Consider the following 17,402-nt stretch of genomic DNA (forward strand, 5'->3'; position numbering starts at 1 on the left):
TTCCGCTACAACTGGCAGCGCCCTCACATGGGCATCAACCGACAAACACCCATCAGCCGACTCCGCCTCTCCGAGGACAACCTGTTGATGCTCCACATCTAGCGTTGAGTCTCTCCTGCGGGGGGCACGCCGGGCAGCCCGTCATTGCCGCCTCCGGCGCTGAACAGCCGGCGCAGGATGCCCGGCGCCAGGACGGAGAGCGGGTTCACGCTCACATCGGGTTTCGACAGGCGGCCCGAGACCCGGAAATTCAGGGCGAACAGGCCCTCGTTGTTGCCCCCGCCCAGGAGTTGGCCGAACAGCGGCACGTGGGAGACGACGTTGTTCAGGCCGTAGAGCGGAACGAAGGTGCCGTTGATGTCCGCGCGTTCCTTGGCCGTGTCGAGGTAGCCGCTCATGGTGAAGCCCATGGCGGCGTTGGAGATCGCGGCATCGGTGAAGTCGACGCGGCTGCCGATGCGGGTGAAGTTCGCCCTCAGGCGGTCGAAGCTCACATCGTTGCCGGCGTTCTGGATGATCTGCTTGCGCCCGGCGGAATCGACCACTTCGCTGGTCGCCGGTCCCTGCGCCATGATGCTCGACAAGGCCGGCTCGTTGCGCAGGATGAAGTCCCGGATCTGGACGACGCCGGTCTGCGGCCCATCGCCGAGAGAACTGCCGAGGAGGAGTTTCCCGCCATACATGCGCTTGTAGATGTCGACGAAGCGCAGGGTCGCCCCGGCATCGGTGGTCTCGATGTTGATCGCGGGGTCGCCGCGCCCCGAGCGCGACACCACCGCCGAGAACCCCGCGCCGTTGAACCGGCCCTGCAGGCGCCCCGAGCGGAAGTCCTTGCCCTTCATCGATAGTTTCGCGCTGGCGCCGGTCAGGGCCTCGCCGTTGAAACCGGTGATGATCCCCAATGTGATGTCGGCTTCGATCTCTTTGGTCGCCTGATCGCGGCCGCCTTCCTTCGAGGCCTTGCCTTCCGGTCCGCCGAGGGTCTTCAGGAACGGGCGTGCATCGGCCACGGCGCCCTTCACCCCGACCTTGTAGAGGCTGCCGCTGCGGTCGATCTGGATCCGCATGTCGTCGCCTGGGGACAGCTTGAAGCTCGACAGGTCCGCCCGGTCGAACTGTCCGTCACCGTTGATCGCGGCGGTGCCGCGAGCACTCGCGGTGCCGGCATCGAGGACGATGTCGCGCAGGTCCATCGCCCCGCCCGCATTGGCCTCGGTCATGACGAAGGCGACTCGGCCCGGCTTGCCGGCCGCCTTGACGAAGCCGGGGATCAGGCCGTCGATGGAGGCGCGGGCGAGATCCGCCTCGACGCGGATGGGCGCGCGGGCCGGGCTGCCCTTGCCGATGGCGAGGTTGATCTTCAGCGGAATCGGCCCGGCGAGCTGGGGTGCCACCGGCAGGCCTTTCCTGGCACGCAGGGCCTCGTCGAGGAGAAGCGTCGCGTTGATCTCGCCCGGTGCGCCGGCCTTCGGCTGACGCAGATCGACGGTGAGCGGCGAGCCCAGCACCTTCCCGTCGCCCTTGAGCGTGAAGCCGCCGCGCTCGTAGGTGACGGCGAAGCGTCCGGCCTCCAGCTTCTCCTTGCCGAAAGCCTTGTCCACCGCGACGTCGCTGAGAGTCCCGCTGATGCTCACGGGCAGCTCCGGCAGGTCGGGGATGTTCTTGAGGTTGAGCGGGAAGTCGATGCGCAGGTCGGTGTTTCCCTTGACGGAGGCCGGATCGATATCGACCCCCGTCAGGCTCTTGAACATCTTGGTCTGCAACAGGGCGACGAGGGCATCCGCACCGCCGCCGAGCTTGAGCCCGATCTGTGCGACGACGTTCTCCGGCGTAATCTTCGGGATCACGAAGGACCCGTCGGTGACGAAGAGGGTCCGATCGTCCGGCAGCCTGAGATCGGCGGTGACGCCGCGGATGTTCGTGGTGAGGCCGGTAATGGTTCCCGTGACGCGGCCTCTGCTCAGGGGTGGAGCATCCGCGGTCACGGCCAGCGTCGCGTCCGAGACGGAGAAATCGATATGGACGGCGCCGTCGGGCATCGGCTCGCCTCGCGTGGCGGCGGCAAGCTCGCTGCCGCTCATGTCCACGGTGATGTCCACCTTTTCCACGAGGCCGCCCTGGAGGTTGTCCACCAGGTAGTTCCGTGCCGGAGGGGCGATGTGCTCCGGCCAAAGGCGCATGGCCATGCGCCCGTCGGTATGGCCGGCCGTGATGTGCAGGGTCAGGCCGCCCTCATCCGCCGTCGTGTCGACCGTGCCGGTGACCCGGCCGGTGGCTCCCCCGGCGCCGGCGACCGTGAATTCGTCGATGGACATGCCGCCATCGCGGCCGGTGACGTGCGCCGACAGAGCGTCGAGCTTCACAGGCTTGTCCGACTTGGCGGCGCCCCGCAGGATCGCGTCCTTGCCCGCGAGCGCGAGGGTCCAGGCCGTCGGTCCGCCCGCCGGGCTGGCGGTCCAGACACCGGCGAGGCGCACGGCGTTGCCGGCCCCGAGGTAGTCGATGCTGTTGAGGTTGAGGACCCGGCCGGCCTCGTCCCAGCTGATCGCGGCGGTCAGGCTCTCGATGGTGACCGGGTTGAAGTCCTTCTCCTCGATGAGGAAATTGCCGTCGCTGGTCTTGACGGTCGCGCTCAGCGTCGCGATCCGGCCGTTGTCCAGGGCGACCTCCGCCTTGGCCGAGACTTTCAGGTCGGTCTCGATCGGCAGTTTCGATTGTCCCGAAAGGAGGAGCAGGTCGGTGACGGGCAGGTCGTCGAGGGTGATGATGCCGTTGCGCTTGCCGCCGCCATCCTCGTGCAGGTCGCCGCCGAAGCGCCATTCCCCATGGGGGCCGTCGATGCGCAGTTCGAAGACACGGGAATCGCGCACTGGATCGCGGCGGAACAGCCCGTTCACGTGCTCGAACACGCCGCGCTGGCGGGCATCGTCGTCGATCAGAGTCAGGCGGCCATTGGTGATCCGTGCCCGGTCGAGGGCGCCGACCACCCCGGCGGGATCGAGCACGATGCCGAAGATCGAGGCGACAGCCGCGGAGATCGGCGATGTCGTTCCCCGGGTGGAATCGACGCTCGGCAGCGTATGGGGCTCCGCCGCGAGGCGGTTCGCATCCGATCCGGCGAAGGCGATCGACCCGTCGCGGTGGACGAGTGCGGTCATCTGGAGGTCGCGGAACTCGATCGCCCTCGGCTGGATAGAGAGATGAAGGAGGCCCCATGTGTCGAGGCTCACGACGGCCTGCGGCGCGCGCAGGACCAGGGCTCCCTCCGGATTGCGGATATCGAGCCCGGCGACCTGAAGCGCCAACGAGTTTTCCGAATCGAGCTCTACGGTGCTGTCGCGCAGGTCCACCCGCCAGCCGGGCCCGATGCTGCCGGCGATGGCCGAGGCCACGCGCTCGGACATTCCGTCGACGCGGAGCGGACCGTTGGTGAGACGCCAGACCAGACCGGACACGCCGAGCACCAGCCCGACGATCAGGACGAGCGAAAGCCATAGCAGGGGCCGCCGCCGCCGGGGCGACCTGCCCCGTCGTAAACCTGTGGCCGTGTCCTGATTCATCGATCCTTGAGCCGCTGGATCGGACAGGCCGCTCGCGCTATCGAGCGGATGTCCGTGGATTCGGGGTTGCCTTGACCCGGCAATCTTTCGGTCCTCATCCGAGGGGCTCGCTGCGCCCCTCGTTCAACGCCCTTTGTGGCACACTATCAATCGGCCGAAAGGAAGGCACCATGCCTCTCGACATCGGAGATCGGGCCCCCGCATTCACATTGCCCGGTGCGGGTGGTGAGGAGATCAGCCTGGATGCGCTCAAGGGTCGCAAGGTCGTACTTTATTTTTACCCGAAGGACGACACCAGCGGTTGCACCCTCGAGGCACAGGGCTTCAACGCCCTCGGCGAGGCCTTCGGGGAAGCCGGCGCGGTCGTGGTTGGCGTCTCGCCGGATTCGGTGAAGAGCCACGACAAGTTCCGGTCGAAATACGGCCTGACCTTCCCCCTCGCTTCCGACGAGAGCAAGGCCATGCTCGAAGCCTACGGCGTGTGGGTAGAGAAGAGCATGTACGGCCGGAAATACATGGGCGTGGAGCGCACCACCGTGCTCATCGACGGGCAGGGCCGCATCGCGCGCATCTGGCCGAAGGTGAAGGTGCCCGGCCACGCCGAGGAAGTGCTGGCGGCGGCCCGCGCACTCACCTGACCCTCCTTCTTCCGGGGATTCATGGTGAACCATCGATTCCCGGACTTTGCGCTTCGTTAACCCTGTTCGGCTCAGATGGCGCGAGTTGGATCGGGGTCGGCCGGAATGCGCCTTTCGTTTCCCATCGTCGGAGGGATGCGCCTGCCGGCCACCGGACGGCGCCTGGTTCCCGCGCTCGTATGCGGCTTCGCGCTCGCCACGCTCTGGGCCTGTGCCGCCACATGGTACCTCGTGTTCCATGACGAGGTCCTGGCCCGCTTCGTCTCCCAGCAGAGCGCCATGCAATACGGCTACGAGGAGCGGATCGGCGCCCTCAGGCTGCAACTCGACCGGGCCGCGATGGAGCATCTCGCCACGCGCGAGGGCGTGACCGCACGGGTCGCCGATCTGTCGCAACGGCAGGCGGCCATGGAGAAGCGGCAGGCCCAGCTCTCGCTTCTGGCCGGCGAGGCGGGTCGCCCGGTGGCACCTGCCGGCCAATGGGACGGGGATGATCCCGCCGAGACGGGTGCTCTCGGCTATGCGAGCCCGGAAAAGCCGGCCGCCAAACCGATCCTGAAGCCGATGCTGAAGCCGTTCCCGACACCGGATGCCCTCGAATTACGCTCACGCGACAGCGACGGGCCCGGTGATCCGGGCCGCCAATCCATGCGGGAGGCCGAGCAGGTGCTGACCGGCATCGAGCAGCGCCTCGATCGACTGGGCGCGAACCAGATCCGAACCCTCGACGGGCTGGGTGTGCGCGCCATCCGCGGCTCCCAGCGCCTGCGCGACATCGTCATGCGGGTCGGCCTCGATCCGCAGCGTTTCGAGCGCCAGCGTGACACGGGCGTCGGTGGACCGCTCGTTCCCCTCTCCACCGATCCGTTTGGCCTCGCGGCCGCACAGGTCCAGCGGGCCATGGCCGAAGAAGAACGCCTCCGTCGGATCGCCTCGTCCCTGCCCCTGCGGCGGCCCCTATCCGGCGATTACAGCCTGTCGAGCACTTTCGGGCCGCGCCTCGATCCGTTCACGCGAGGGCTCGCCATGCATACCGGCCTCGACATGAAGGCCGAGTTCGGAGAAATCGCCCGTGTCACGGCGGCGGGCCGCGTCACGATCGCGGATTACAACGGCGGCTACGGCAACATGGTCGAGGTGGATCATGGAAACGGGCTCGCCACCCGTTACGCCCATCTCTCCTCCGTCTCGGTCGGTCCGGGCCAGTGGGTCGATGCCGGCTTCCCCATCGGCCGGGTCGGCTCGACCGGCCGCTCGACGGGAAGCCACCTGCATTACGAGACCCGGATCGACGGGGAGCCGGTGGACCCGCAGCGGTTCCTGCGTGTGCTCACCGGCCCGGACTCGCAGTTCCTCGCCGCCCGATAGGAAGATCTCGCCTCCGCGCATGATCCCGACGGCCCTCGATGAGACCGAGGCCTACTCGATGTCCTCGACCTCGCCTGCGCCGCCATAGACCCGCTGGGCCAGAGACGCTTCCATGAACGGATCGAGGGCACCGTCGAGCACCTCGTCCGGGTCGGTGGACTGAGTGCCCGTGCGCAGATCCTTCACCAGCTGGTAGGGCTGCAGCACGTAGGACCGAATCTGGTGGCCCCAGCCGATATCGGTCTTGGCCGCGTTCTCGGCATTGGCCTTCTCTTCGCGCTTCTTGAGCTCGGCCTCGTACATCCGGGCGCGCAGCATGTTCCAGGCCGTCGCGCGGTTCTTGTGCTGCGAGCGCTCCTGCTGGCAGGCCACCACGATCCCGGTCGGATTGTGGGTGATGCGCACTGCCGAATCCGTCGTGTTCACGTGCTGGCCGCCGGCGCCCGACGAGCGATAGGTGTCGATGCGACAGTCCGATTCCTTGATCTCGATGACGATGCGGTCGTCGATCACCGGATAGACCCTGACGCTGGCGAAACTGGTGTGCCGGCGTGCGCTCGAATCGTAGGGTGAGATCCGCACGAGGCGATGCACCCCGGACTCGGTCTTGAGCCAACCATAGGCGTTGTGGCCCTTGACCATGAGCGTGGCGCCCTTGATCCCGGCCTCGTCGCCATCCGACCATTCGACGATGTCGACCTTGTACTTCCGGCGCTCGGCCCAGCGGCCATACATGCGCTGGAGCATGTTGGCCCAGTCCTGGCTCTCCGTACCACCCGCGCCCGCATGGACCTCGACATAGGTGTCCAGCCCATCGGCCTCTCCCGACAGGAGGGTCTCGATCTGGCGGCGCGCGGCCTCCTTCTCGACGGCGCGAACCCCGTTCTCGCCTTCGAGAATGGTGTCCTGGTCGCCCTCCATCTCCCCGAGCTCGATCAGCGTCGCCGCGTCGTCCAGATCCTGGGCGAGCTTCCGGATCGCGCCTGCGGCCTCTTCGAGGGCGCCGCGTTCGCGCATGACCTTCTGCGCCGCCTCGGCGTCGTTCCAGAGGTCGGGGTCCTCGGAGGCTGCGTTCAGCTCAGCGAGGCGTTTCTCGACGGTATCCCAGTCAAAGATGCCTCCTCAGCAGTCCGATCGACTGCTTGGCGGCATCCGAGAGTTGTTCGATCTCGGCGCGCATCTGGTGTTTTGGCTCGTGGTGCGAAGGTTATGGGGTCCGGCGTGTGAGCGCGGGTGATACCGAGACGCCCGCCCGGTGTAAACGGCGGCTCCCGCCTTCATTCTTCTCTCGATCCAGGACGCGCGACACGCATGCCGGGTTTCCTCATGCCAAGTCTCCTCATGCCAGGCTTCCTGAAGGCAAGGGCGATCTATCTCGCTGCGACGGTCGTCGTCGTGGGTGTGGGGCTCACCCTTCGCCTCGTGCCTCTCGGATTGCCGATGGGGGTCGTGAAATACGGCGGTTCGGCCCTGTGGGCGGCGATGGTCTATGGATTGGTCGCGACCTGCCTGCCGGAAAAGCGCGGGCGAATTCTCGTCGTCGCCGGAGCGATCGCCGTTGCCGTCGAGCTCTTCCGCCTCGTGCACACGCCCTGGCTCGACAGCTTCCGGCTGACGCTCGCCGGCGCGCTCCTGCTCGGGCGCATCTTCTCGATCTGGAACCTCGTCGCCTATGCCGCAGGTCTTGCCGCGGCAGCGCTCGCCGATCGATGGGTCGGCCCCGCCCGTCCCCCGAGACGACAGGCAGGTTATCCCGCCGGGGACGGTGTCAGACGTCAGTAACGGGGGGTGGGAGGAGCGACTCGGGCGGGTGAGAGGACGTATTCATGGGGACGGCGGCGTCCGTTGAGCGGACCTTCCGTCGGCGAATCCTCGAAATAGCTGTTTCCCGTCAGGCCGAAGCCACCGCCATTCATCACGCTCGGTACCGGAATGGCGCGCGCTTCGTCCGGGATCGGACGGCCCGTCGCACGGTCCGTCGGCAGGATGTAGGGGCCGGTCGCCCCCGTATAGGTGGTCTGGGCGACGGCGCCGCCGGCGACGGACAGGCCGAGGCCGATCAGGCCGGCGGCGACGACGATCTTCGAGATGGGCTGCACCGGTCACTCCGTCGCGGATGTCTGAATGCGGCCGCTGCCGCGCGTATTCCCATCATGCCCGAGGAGAGGTTGCCTGTCCGTGTCCTCGCCGCGCCAGGCCGCAACTTTTTCGGAAGCCGCCGTCTCGGCGAAGCCGGCGCATCGCCATTCAGTCGGCAACCGGCTCCGATCCGTCGCGTTGACCCCGCAAGCGCAACGAACAAGCGCATTCAGCAAGGAGCCACAACGTGACCGCCATCAAGATCTCCGCCGCCGCTGCCGCCATGGTCCTCGCCCTGTCGGGCACCGCCTTCGCACAGGCCGGCATGCCGGAAAGCCACGGCACCAACGCCGCCGGTTCCAAGTCGGGCGTCGTCGGCAAGGGCGACAGCCTCGAGGCCGGGCCCGCCACCACCGGGACCGCGACCGCGCCGGGTGCACGCATGGCACCGGGCACCGCGATGCCCGCCACTCCCGGCATGACGAACGATAACCCGAGCGCCGCGCAGCGCCCGGTCAGCCCGGCACCTGCTGCCCGCTGAACTGCGGATTTCGTCATCCCAGAACAGGAAAGGCCGGAGAACCCCTCCGGCCTTTTTTCGTGCCACCGCGCAAGTCCGACGAGGTGCTTCCGGCCAAACTCTTCCGTCCGAGACCGGAACAGGTTCAGCCCTTCGCGCGGAGAACGACCTGGGGCTCGCGCTGCACGGGCTGGCAATTGGTGCGAACAGCGTTGAGCACGAAGGGCTGCGAATCGCAGATATAGCCGAGACCCGGCTCGGGCGCGGGAACAGGGTCACGCGCGACGATCGGGTTCGGCGCGCAGGCACCGGCCGATGCGGCCAGCAGCAGCGCGACGGTCAGGGTCAATCCGCGCATACGATCCTCGGTGACAGGCGACATGGCGCGACCCTGCTCACCCGCAGGGCCCGTGACAAGCGCGAGGGGCCGCCGGGCACCGCTTTGGCGCCGGCTGTCTCCTCACCGCAACATCGTGGCCCTGCGGCGCCTCAGGCCGTCTTCGTCAGCGGCACGACGTTGTGGAGCGTGCGGTCCGACGTCTCGAAGAAACGGCGGATGTTGCGCGCCGCCTGGCGGATGCGCTGCTCGTTCTCGACCAGGGCGATGCGGACGTAATTGTCGCCGTGTTCACCGAAGCCGATGCCCGGTGCCACCGCCACGTCCGATTTCTCGAGGAGAAGCTTGGAGAATTCCAGGCTGCCGAGGCTCTGGAACTTCTCCGGGATCGGCACCCAGGCGAACATCGAGGCCGAGGGGCTCGGGATCTTCCAGCCGGTCTTGTCGAAGGACTCGATCAGGGCGTCGCGGCGCTTCTTGTAGATCGAGCGCATCTCGACGATGCAATCCTCCGGTCCGTTGAGTGCGGCGGTCGCCGCCACCTGGATCGGCGTGAAGGCACCGTAATCGAGGTAGGACTTCACCCGGGTCAGCGCCGCGAGCAGGCGCTCGTTGCCGACCGCGAAGCCCATGCGCCAGCCTGCCATGGAGAAGGTCTTGGAGAGCGACGTGAACTCCACCGTGCAGTCGATGGCGCCCGGCACCTCCAGCACGGAGGGCGGCGGATCGCCGTCGAAATAGACCTCGGCATAGGCGAGGTCCGACAGGATGATGATCTCGTGGCGTTTCGCGAAGGCGACGAGGTCCCGGTAGAAATCGAGGCTCGCCACGTAGGCGGTGGGGTTCGAGGGATAGCAGACCACGATCGCCACCGGCTTGGGAATCGAGTGCTGCATCGCCTTCTCCACCGCCGGGAAGAAGGCCGGCGTTGGCTCGGCCGGGACGGAGCGGATCACGCCGCCCGCCATGAGGAAGCCGAAGGCGTGGATCGGATAGCTCGGGTTGGGCACCAGCACCACGTCGCCGGGCGCGGTGATCGCCTGCGCCATGTTGGCGAAGCCTTCCTTCGAGCCGAGCGTCGCCACGACCTGCGTATCGGGGTTGAGGCTCACGCCGAAACGGCGCTTGTAATAATTCGCCTGGGCGCGGCGCAGGCCGGCGATGCCCTTCGAGGACGAGTAGCGATCCGTGCGCGGGCGGCCCGCCGTCTCCACCAGCTTGGCGATGACGTGGCGCGGCGCATCGAGATCGGGATTGCCCATGCCGAGATCGATGATGTCGGCGCCGTTGGCCCGTGCCTGGGCCTTGATCCGGTTGACCTGCTCGAACACGTAGGGGGGCAGGCGCTTGATGCGGTGAAAATCGGTCATGGGCTTCACGGGATCCGATGCGCCAATCGCATGATTCGCGCGTTCAAAACTGTCATCACTCTGACGTGGTCGGCCTGTCTACCATCTCGGGCGCGCGGAGCCGACCGTTATTGTGCCGGCTGGCGCTATTGTGCGGGCGGCGTCTGGCCGGTGGTGCGCGCGGCACTCTCGGCGGCGCGGCCCTTAGCCTCGTTCTGTCCCCGCGCGCCCATCAGGTCGTTTTCGAGGGCCTTGGTCCCCTCGGCGGTTCGGGCGCGGATGGATCTGGCGGGCGCCGCGACGCCGACCGGCAGGTACTCCGCATTGGGCTTGCGCGATTCGGCGACGAAGTCCGGCGCCTTCAGGTCCTTCTGTCCTCCCCCGGCCAGCGCATAGGCGTCGCGCATCGGATTGAGGTCGCTGGAGCAGCCTCCTGCGGCGAGGAGGCCGGCGACGGCGAGAACCAGGCGTGAAGCGACGCCGCACCGCCTTTGATTTTGTGATGAAGGCTCTGACATATCGACCTTAAACGTAAGCCGCACCCTGGCACAAAGTCGAGCTGCCGCGTTAATTTGTCGGGAACGAGGACGGTTCGACCGGACCGTCCCGAGAAGTGAGGGGAAACACACGCGTGACGACCGACAGGACGACACCGCTTCCCGACATCGACGCCTTGTCGCGCAACGCGACGCTGCTGATCGAGGAATTCGGTCGTACCGCCAGCGCTTACATGAAGCCGATCAGCCACGCCGATCCGCTCGATCCCGAATTGGCAAAGCCGCCGGAAGAGGTCAACGACGTCGTCAAGACCCTCGGTACCGTGGCCGAGCGCTGGATGGTCGATCCTCAGAGGTCGATGGAGGCCCAGAAGAAGCTCAGCGACGCTTTCATCACCCTCTGGGGCTCCACCTGGTTTCGCCTCCAGGGCGAGGTCGCGCCCCCCGTGGCGCTTCCGGAGCCGAAGGACACGCGCTTCAAGCACGCGGAATGGACGACCAATCCGATCTTCGACTTCATCAAGCAGAGCTATCTCATCACGTCTCGCTGGGCGGAGGAGCTGGTCGAGGAAGCGGACGGGATCGACGAACACACGCGGCACAAGGCGCAGTTCTACCTGCGCCAGATCGTCGGCGCCCTCTCGCCCTCGAACTTCGTGATGACCAACCCGGAGCTGATCCGGCACACGCTCCAGGAGAACGGCGCCAATCTCGTGCGCGGCATGAAGATGCTCGCCGAGGATATCGAGGCCGGCAAGGGCCAGTTGAGGGTCCGCCAGACCGACCCGTCCGGTTTCGAGGTCGGGGTCAACGTCGCGGTCACGCCGGGCGAGGTCGTGTTCCGCAACGACCTGATGGAGCTCATCCAGTATTCCCCGACCACGGAGACGGTGCTGAAGCGCCCGTTCCTGATCGTGCCGCCCTGGATCAACAAGTTCTACATCCTCGATCTCAACCCGGCCAAGAGCCTGATCGGCTGGATGGTGTCCCAGGGCCTGACGGTGTTCTGCATCTCGTGGGTCAATCCCGACGAGCGCCATGCCGACAAGGATTTCGAGAGCTACATGCGCGAGGGCATCGAGGCGGCCATCGACGCGATCGGCGTCGCCACCGGCGAGAGCGAGGTCGCCGCGGCCGGCTACTGCGTCGGGGGCACCCTGCTGGCGGTGACGCTGGCGATGCAGGCGGCCACCGGCAACAAGCGCATCAAGAGTGCCACGTTCCTGACGACGCAGGTGGACTTCACCCATGCCGGCGACCTCAAGGTCTTCGCCGACGAGGAGCAGATCCGCGGTATCGAGGCGCGCATGAAGAAACGCGGCTATCTCGAAGGCTCGGGGATGGCCACTGCCTTCAACATGCTGCGCCCCAACGACCTCATCTGGTCCTACGTGGTCAACAACTACGTCAAGGGCCAGACACCTTCGGCCTTCGACCTGCTATACTGGAACGCCGATGCCACGCGTATGCCGGCGGCCAACCATTCCTTCTACCTGCGCAACTGCTACCTCGATAACACCCTCGCGCAGGGGCGGATGATCCTCGGCAACGTCCGCCTGGACCTGAAGAAGGTGAAGGTGCCGATCTTCAACCTCGCCACCCGCGAGGACCATATCGCTCCGGCCATCTCGGTATTCGAAGGGTCCTCCAAGTTCGGCGGCACGGTCGATTACGTCCTGGCCGGGTCCGGCCATATCGCCGGTGTCGTCAACCCGCCCGCCAAGCCGAAATACGGGTTCTGGACCGGTGGCCCGGCCAAGGGACGCCTGGAGGACTGGATCTCCGCTGCGACCGAGCACAAGGGCTCGTGGTGGCCCTACTGGTTCGACTGGCTGGAGCGGCAGGCCCCGACACGCGTGCCCGCGCGCATCCCCGGTGAAGGCGGATTGGCCTCCCTCGGCCCGGCGCCGGGCACCTATGTCCGCATGAAGGCGTGATCGGATTGGACGCCTGCGATTCGGCCTGAAGAGCCGGGTCGAGGACGAAACTGTCGGCGCCCCCGTGTCCGCCCGATGATTGTTCGACTGGGCTTTTCAAACACCATCACCTCATCCTGAGGTGCCGGAGCGTAGCGGAGGCCTCGAAGGAGGGCTCCAGTTCGCGCAATGGTGTCTGGAGGGCTCCTTCGAGGCGGCTCTCGCCGCACCTCAGGATGAGGTGGAGGATGGACAGGTCTCCTCAAGGCACCGGCGTTTACTCAGGTGCCCGACGTCCTTCCTATACCCTCAGAACTTCCGCACCAGCGGTGCGGGAGCGATCGGCGCCGCCGGGGCGCCGAAGACGTAACGGAAGCCCACCGAGACGATGTCCGCGCTGCCGCTCGTGTCGGCGGCGAGGGCGATGCCGGGGACGTTGTAGTCCCGACCCGGCCCGGCCAGGAGCTTCGAATCACCCACGAGGAAGAGGTGCGAATAGGCGATGTTCAGGGTCAGCTTCTCGTTCCAGCGGTAGCTGCCGCCGACGGAGACGTTGAAGCGGTCACTGTCCGGCAGTCGCACCGACCTGTTCGAGAAGTCGATCGGCGATTGCTCGTAGGCAACGCCGGCCCGGACGGTGAGAGCGGGGGACCAGTCGTACTCGCCGCCCACCGAGTAGGTGTAGCCGTCCTTGTAGTTCAGGGGCAGCGTGGTCGCGATGCCGCCGGTGGTGCGGCCGACGATACCCACCGTGCCGAGCCTCGACCAGTTGTCCCATTCGAAGCCGAGGCTCATGCGGGCGACCGGGCTGACGGCCTGGGTCAGGCCGACGCTGAGCTTCTCCGGCGTATTGAGATTGGCGGTGACCTGCTGGCTCAGGAACGAAACGGGGGCCGGCAGCGCGAAGGCGCCTTCGATGTCGTGATGCACCGATGAGCGATAGCCGATGCCCAGCGCCGTACCGGTCCAGGGCGTGATCAGGACACCCGCCGTGAATCCGACCCCCCAGGATTCGCCCTTGAGCGACGCGTTCGGCAGGTTGAGCAGGTTGGGCGAGATCGGCAGGGCCTGGCGCAGGGTCAGGCGAAAGTATTCGATGTTCGGGCCCGCCGCGATCGAGAGCCACTCGTTCACCTTGAAGCCGACGATCGGATTGAACGAGAGCGAGAAGATGCGGCTCGATCGCCCGTAGACTTCGCCGGCCCAGTTGTCGCGCGGCTTCGTCACGAGGCCGAACGGGGCGCCCGTCTGGATGCCGATCCAGAGCCGGTCGCTGAGCTGGTAGGAGGTCGCGCCGGCCGGAATGACAGCGCCCTGGCCGATATCGCCGCTGCCGCCGAGGCCGGCAAAGGCCGGATTGGTACCCTCGGTCGGGGTGATCTTCGACGAGAGGTTGATGAAACTGAGGTTCTGCTCGCTGACCCAGCCCGGGTTCATCGTGATCGTGGCCGGGTTCCAGAACATCGACGAGACGCCGCCGGAGCCGGAAGCCGCGCCCGCGAAGGCCTCGCCCTGGGCGAGAGTGCTCTGTTCGCGAATTCCGAACGCACCGGCGAAGGCTCCACCCGCGGTCGAGGTCAGGACCGCGACGGAGATTCCCGCCAGAGCCGCGCCGCGCATCGTCGTTCTCATGTCCCGCTCCCCGACCCTTGCTTGCGATGCTCGGTTCTGTCGCGGCGCGATGTCCGGCCGGCATCTTGAGCAGAAGAGTGACGATCTTGGTCGATCTGGACAACCCTTTCACGCCGGAGGTTTTAACAATCCGTAAACTATGAATTACTTCGAAAAATAGTGAGGAAGATCTTCGCGTGGTGTCACCTCAATGCATTTGAAAGAATGGTTCATATCTAAACTGTCGGATCGACTTGGATGGAGGTCGGCATGAAAATGCGTATTCCGTGGGATTTGGGCGGGCCTGTATGAATTATGCAACATGCCTTGTTTGCGGCATCCCAGCCTCCTCCTGCCGATCGCCGCTGGCGCAGCAGGGCGGTCGGCATCTTGCCAGGACGGGTCGAGAGTCCGATGTCTCTGCCACGACGAGGATCGAAGGGGAGCGAGAGCCGATGAAGCTGGTGCGTCACGGAGATGTGGGCGACGAGAAGCCGGGCCTGATCGACGCGAAGGGCGGCCTGCGGGACCTGTCGGGTCTCGTGCGCGATATTTCCGGATCCACCCTCGCCACGACGTCGTTGGAGCGCCTGCGATCCATCGATCCCGAGACGTTGCCGCTCCTGTCTCCGGAAACGCGCCTCGGTCCCTGCGTCGGCGGCACGCGCAACTTCATCGCGATCGGGCTGAACTATTCCGACCACGCGGCGGAGATCGGCGCGGACATCCCGTCCGAGCCGATCGTGTTCAACAAGGCTACGTCCTGCATCTCCGGTCCCAACGACCGGGTCATCCTGCCGAAAGGCTCGGCCAAGACGGATTGGGAGGTGGAACTCGCCATCGTCATCGGTGCGCGCGCATCCTACGTCCATGCCAACGAGGCGATGTCCTATGTGGCGGGCCTGTGCCTCTGCAACGACGTCTCGGAGCGGGAATACCAGCTCGAACGCGGTGGGACCTGGACCAAGGGCAAGGGCTGCCCGACCTTCGGCCCCCTTGGGCCGTGGCTGGTGACGCTGGACGAGATCCCCGACCCGGCCGCCCTCGATCTGTGGCTCGACGTGAACGGTGAGCGGGTGCAGACGGGGTCGACCTCGACGATGATCTTCGGCGTCGCTCAGATCGTCGCCTACCTCTCGCATTTCATGATGCTGGAGCCCGGTGACGTGATCACTACGGGCACGCCTCCCGGCGTCGGCATGGCGCGCAAGCCGCCGCGCTTCCTCAAGAGCGGCGACGTGATGACCCTCGGCATCACCGGACTCGGCGAGCAGCGGCAGGAGATCATCGCCTTCGACGACTGGACCGCGAAGGTCGCCGCCGGCGAACCGACTCATTGAAGCCGGGCGGGGATCGAAATCCCCGCTCACTCGTCTCCTCTGCTGAAGCAGCTTGGCAGTTGGAAGGACCGGACCTTGAGCATCGGACTGATCGCCCTCCTCGACGACATCGCGGGGCTCGCCAAGGTCGCGGCGGCCTCTCTCGACGACGTCGCCGGACAAGCCGCCAAGGCGGGTGCGAAAGCGGCGGGGGTCGTCATCGACGATGCCGCCGTCACTCCGCGCTACGTCGTGGGATTCGCGGCCGAGCGCGAATTGCCGATCGTGGCCAAGATCGCCATCGGGTCGCTCCGCAACAAGATGCTGTTCCTGCTGCCGGCGGCCCTCCTGCTCCAGGCCTTCGCGCCCTGGGCGATCACGCCGCTGCTGATGCTGGGCGGCGCCTATCTCTGCTACGAGGGCATCGAGAAGGTCTACGAGGCGCTGTTTCCGCATCGGGCGCACGCGCACGAGGCCAAGCTCGATGCCGATGCCGCCAGCGGTGAGGCGCTGGAGGCGCGCAAGGTCTCCAGCGCGATCAAGACCGATTTCATCCTCTCGGCCGAGATCATGGCGATCTCCCTGGCCTCCCTGCCCGATGGCAGCATCTGGACGAAGGCCGTCGTGCTCGCGGTCGTCGCCATCGGCATCACCGTCTTCGTCTATGGCGGCGTCGCGCTGATCGTGAAGGCCGACGATGCCGGGGTCGCGATGGCGAAGAACACGTCGGCTTCCGTGTTCGGCAGTGCGATCCGCGGCTTCGGCCGTGCCCTGGTCAAGGGCATGCCGGTCTTCCTGCAACTCCTCGCCGTGGTCGGCACCGCCGCGATGATCTGGGTCGGTGGCGGCATCCTCGTCCACGGTCTGGAAGGCTATGGCCTGCCTCAGGTCGCGCACGTGATCCACGAAGCCGCCGCCGCCGGCGCGAAGCTGGTTCCGCCGATCGCGTCCGTCGTCGAATGGGTGGTGACCGCGGCAGGGTCGGGCCTCGTCGGTCTCGTGGTCGGCGCAGCCCTCATCCCGATCGCGAGCTATCTCATCGCTCCGGTCTGGTCCGGCCTGTCGGGCCTGCGCAGCAAGGCGGCGTGACGAGGATTGCCCTGGGCGCGAGGGAAAAGCAGCCTCGCATGCATCGCGCCCGGCTTGATTTTCCTGCCGAGATTCGCCTCATGGGGCCATGACCGAGACCGTGGCCCCCCTCGCCCCCTTCCCCGCCACAGAGATCGCCGCGATCCGCCACGATTGGACCGTGGCCGAGATCCAGGCGATCCACGACCTGCCGCTCCTCGACCTCGTTTATCGGGCGGCACAGGTCCATCGCGCGCATAACGACCCGGCCGATATCCAGCGGGCGAGCCTGCTGTCGATCAAGACCGGCGCATGCCCCGAGGATTGTGCCTATTGCCCGCAATCGGCGCATCACAAGGGGACCGGCCTGCCGCGCGAGCGCTTGATGCCGGTGGACAAGGTCCTGCAGGAGGCCGCCGCGGCGAAGGCTGCCGGTGCCCACCGTTTCTGCATGGGTGCCGCCTGGCGCCAGCCCAAGGACGGCCCGGAATTCGATGCCGTCCTTTCGATGGTGCGCGGAGTGCGCGGCCTCGGGATGGAGGCCTGCGTCACCCTCGGCATGCTCACCCCGTCACAGGCGGGCCGCCTCGCCGAGGCCGGGCTGACCTCCTACAACCACAACCTCGATACCGGCCCGGAATTCTACGGCGACATCATCTCGACCCGGACCTACGAGGACCGCCTGAACACGCTGCAGAACGTGCGCGACGCCGGCATCGGTGTCTGTTGCGGTGGCATCGTCGGCATGGGCGAGGGTGTGAAGGATCGCGCGGCGATGCTGCAGGTGCTCGCCAACCACGCTCCGCACCCCGAGAGCGTTCCGATCAACGCCCTGGTGGCCGTCGAGGGCACGCCGCTCGAAGACCGGCCGCCGGTGGACCCGCTCGATCTCGTGCGCATGTGCGCGACGGCCCGGATCGTGATGCCGAAGGCGCGCGTGCGCCTCAGCGCAGGCCGCAAGGGGCTGACCCGCGAAGCTCAGATCCTGTGCTTCATGGCTGGTGCGAACTCGATCTTCTACGGCGAGCGTCTGCTCACCACCGCCAATAACGAGACCGATGCCGACGCGGAATTGCTGCGGGACATCGGCATCACCGTGCCGGGCCTGACCCTCGCGGCGGCGGAATAGGCGAGGAATCC

The 17,402-nt window shown here is 66.7% G+C and carries 15 protein-coding genes and 1 pseudogene; 9 read left to right on the top strand and 7 right to left on the bottom strand.

Going from position 1 to position 17,402, the window contains the following annotated elements; translation table 11 throughout:
• Nucleotides 1-102: pseudogene (locus ACFQ4G_RS14760) on the top strand (IS481 family transposase); the annotation flags it as partial.
• Here the strand turns inward: ACFQ4G_RS14760 and ACFQ4G_RS14765 are convergent.
• Nucleotides 99-3,560, bottom strand: coding sequence for a DUF3971 domain-containing protein (locus ACFQ4G_RS14765; RefSeq protein ID WP_238205210.1), 3,462 nt, complete (start codon nucleotides 3,558-3,560; stop codon nucleotides 99-101). The pseudogene ACFQ4G_RS14760 and the gene ACFQ4G_RS14765 overlap by 4 nt on opposite strands.
• Nucleotides 3,561-3,730: 170 nt before the next feature.
• Between ACFQ4G_RS14765 and ACFQ4G_RS14770 the strand changes: the two genes are divergently transcribed.
• Nucleotides 3,731-4,198: a peroxiredoxin gene (locus ACFQ4G_RS14770; protein WP_238205212.1), complete on the top strand. Its 468-nt coding sequence runs from the start codon at nucleotides 3,731-3,733 to the stop codon at nucleotides 4,196-4,198.
• A gap of 105 nt (nucleotides 4,199-4,303) precedes the next feature.
• Nucleotides 4,304-5,566 (top strand): M23 family metallopeptidase, encoded by a 1,263-nt coding sequence (locus tag ACFQ4G_RS14775; protein ID WP_238205214.1) that lies wholly within the window; start codon nucleotides 4,304-4,306, stop codon nucleotides 5,564-5,566.
• Between the two features lie 51 nt (nucleotides 5,567-5,617).
• On the opposite strand, the gene prfB is transcribed toward ACFQ4G_RS14775, so the two are convergent.
• Nucleotides 5,618-6,746 (bottom strand): peptide chain release factor 2 gene (gene prfB, locus ACFQ4G_RS14780; RefSeq protein ID WP_238205215.1). Its coding sequence is split into 2 segments (ribosomal slippage): nucleotides 5,618-6,676 and nucleotides 6,678-6,746, totalling 1,128 coding nucleotides; the frame shifts between segments, so codons are not numbered across the junction.
• 131 nt (nucleotides 6,747-6,877) lie between these two features.
• Here prfB and ACFQ4G_RS14785 point away from each other — a divergent pair.
• Entirely contained in the window at nucleotides 6,878-7,348 is a 471-nt protein-coding gene (locus ACFQ4G_RS14785; protein ID WP_238205216.1) for a DUF2809 domain-containing protein, read from the top strand.
• Here the strand turns inward: ACFQ4G_RS14785 and ACFQ4G_RS14790 are convergent.
• Entirely contained in the window at nucleotides 7,342-7,665 is a 324-nt protein-coding gene (locus tag ACFQ4G_RS14790; RefSeq protein ID WP_238205217.1) for a hypothetical protein, read from the bottom strand. The genes ACFQ4G_RS14785 and ACFQ4G_RS14790 overlap by 7 nt on opposite strands.
• Before the next feature lie 227 nt (nucleotides 7,666-7,892).
• Here ACFQ4G_RS14790 and ACFQ4G_RS14795 point away from each other — a divergent pair, with 227 nt between their 5' ends.
• Entirely contained in the window at nucleotides 7,893-8,186 is a 294-nt protein-coding gene (locus tag ACFQ4G_RS14795) for a hypothetical protein (protein ID WP_238205218.1), read from the top strand.
• Nucleotides 8,187-8,310: 124 nt separating this feature from the next.
• Here ACFQ4G_RS14795 and ACFQ4G_RS14800 read toward each other — a convergent pair whose 3' ends face one another.
• From ACFQ4G_RS14800 to ACFQ4G_RS14810, 3 genes are all read right to left on the bottom strand, one after another.
• Complete coding sequence (locus ACFQ4G_RS14800) at nucleotides 8,311-8,523, bottom strand: hypothetical protein (RefSeq protein ID WP_238205515.1); 213 nt, start codon at nucleotides 8,521-8,523, stop codon at nucleotides 8,311-8,313.
• Nucleotides 8,524-8,654: 131 nt separating this feature from the next.
• On the bottom strand, nucleotides 8,655-9,872 hold the full coding sequence (locus tag ACFQ4G_RS14805; RefSeq protein ID WP_238205219.1) for an LL-diaminopimelate aminotransferase: 1,218 nt from the start codon (nucleotides 9,870-9,872) through the stop codon (nucleotides 8,655-8,657).
• Between the two features lie 125 nt (nucleotides 9,873-9,997).
• Nucleotides 9,998-10,258 (bottom strand): hypothetical protein, encoded by a 261-nt coding sequence (locus ACFQ4G_RS14810; protein ID WP_238205220.1) that lies wholly within the window; start codon nucleotides 10,256-10,258, stop codon nucleotides 9,998-10,000.
• A gap of 224 nt (nucleotides 10,259-10,482) precedes the next feature.
• Between ACFQ4G_RS14810 and ACFQ4G_RS14815 the strand changes: the two genes are divergently transcribed.
• The gene (locus ACFQ4G_RS14815; RefSeq protein WP_238205221.1) at nucleotides 10,483-12,285 is read left to right on the top strand and encodes a PHA/PHB synthase family protein; all 1,803 of its coding nucleotides are present in this window, start codon (nucleotides 10,483-10,485) and stop codon (nucleotides 12,283-12,285) included.
• A 288-nt stretch (nucleotides 12,286-12,573) separates the two neighbouring features.
• Here ACFQ4G_RS14815 and ACFQ4G_RS14820 read toward each other — a convergent pair whose 3' ends face one another.
• A complete protein-coding gene (locus ACFQ4G_RS14820) occupies nucleotides 12,574-13,896 on the bottom strand; it encodes an OmpP1/FadL family transporter (protein WP_238205222.1) in 1,323 nt (440 codons plus the stop codon).
• Nucleotides 13,897-14,330: 434 nt separating this feature from the next.
• Here ACFQ4G_RS14820 and ACFQ4G_RS14825 point away from each other — a divergent pair, with 434 nt between their 5' ends.
• The 3 genes from ACFQ4G_RS14825 (at nucleotide 14,331) to bioB (ending at nucleotide 17,391) form a co-directional block, all read left to right on the top strand.
• Entirely contained in the window at nucleotides 14,331-15,215 is an 885-nt protein-coding gene (locus ACFQ4G_RS14825; RefSeq protein ID WP_238205224.1) for a fumarylacetoacetate hydrolase family protein, read from the top strand.
• A 75-nt stretch (nucleotides 15,216-15,290) separates the two neighbouring features.
• Nucleotides 15,291-16,283, top strand: coding sequence for a DUF808 domain-containing protein (locus ACFQ4G_RS14830; RefSeq protein WP_238205225.1), 993 nt, complete (start codon nucleotides 15,291-15,293; stop codon nucleotides 16,281-16,283).
• A gap of 88 nt (nucleotides 16,284-16,371) precedes the next feature.
• On the top strand, nucleotides 16,372-17,391 hold the full coding sequence (gene bioB / locus ACFQ4G_RS14835) for a biotin synthase BioB (protein ID WP_238205227.1): 1,020 nt from the start codon (nucleotides 16,372-16,374) through the stop codon (nucleotides 17,389-17,391).
• Nucleotides 17,392-17,402 lie beyond the last annotated feature (11 nt).

Source organism: Methylobacterium marchantiae (assembly GCF_042679825.1).
In the GTDB taxonomy this organism is placed as follows: domain Bacteria; phylum Pseudomonadota; class Alphaproteobacteria; order Rhizobiales; family Beijerinckiaceae; genus Methylobacterium; species Methylobacterium marchantiae.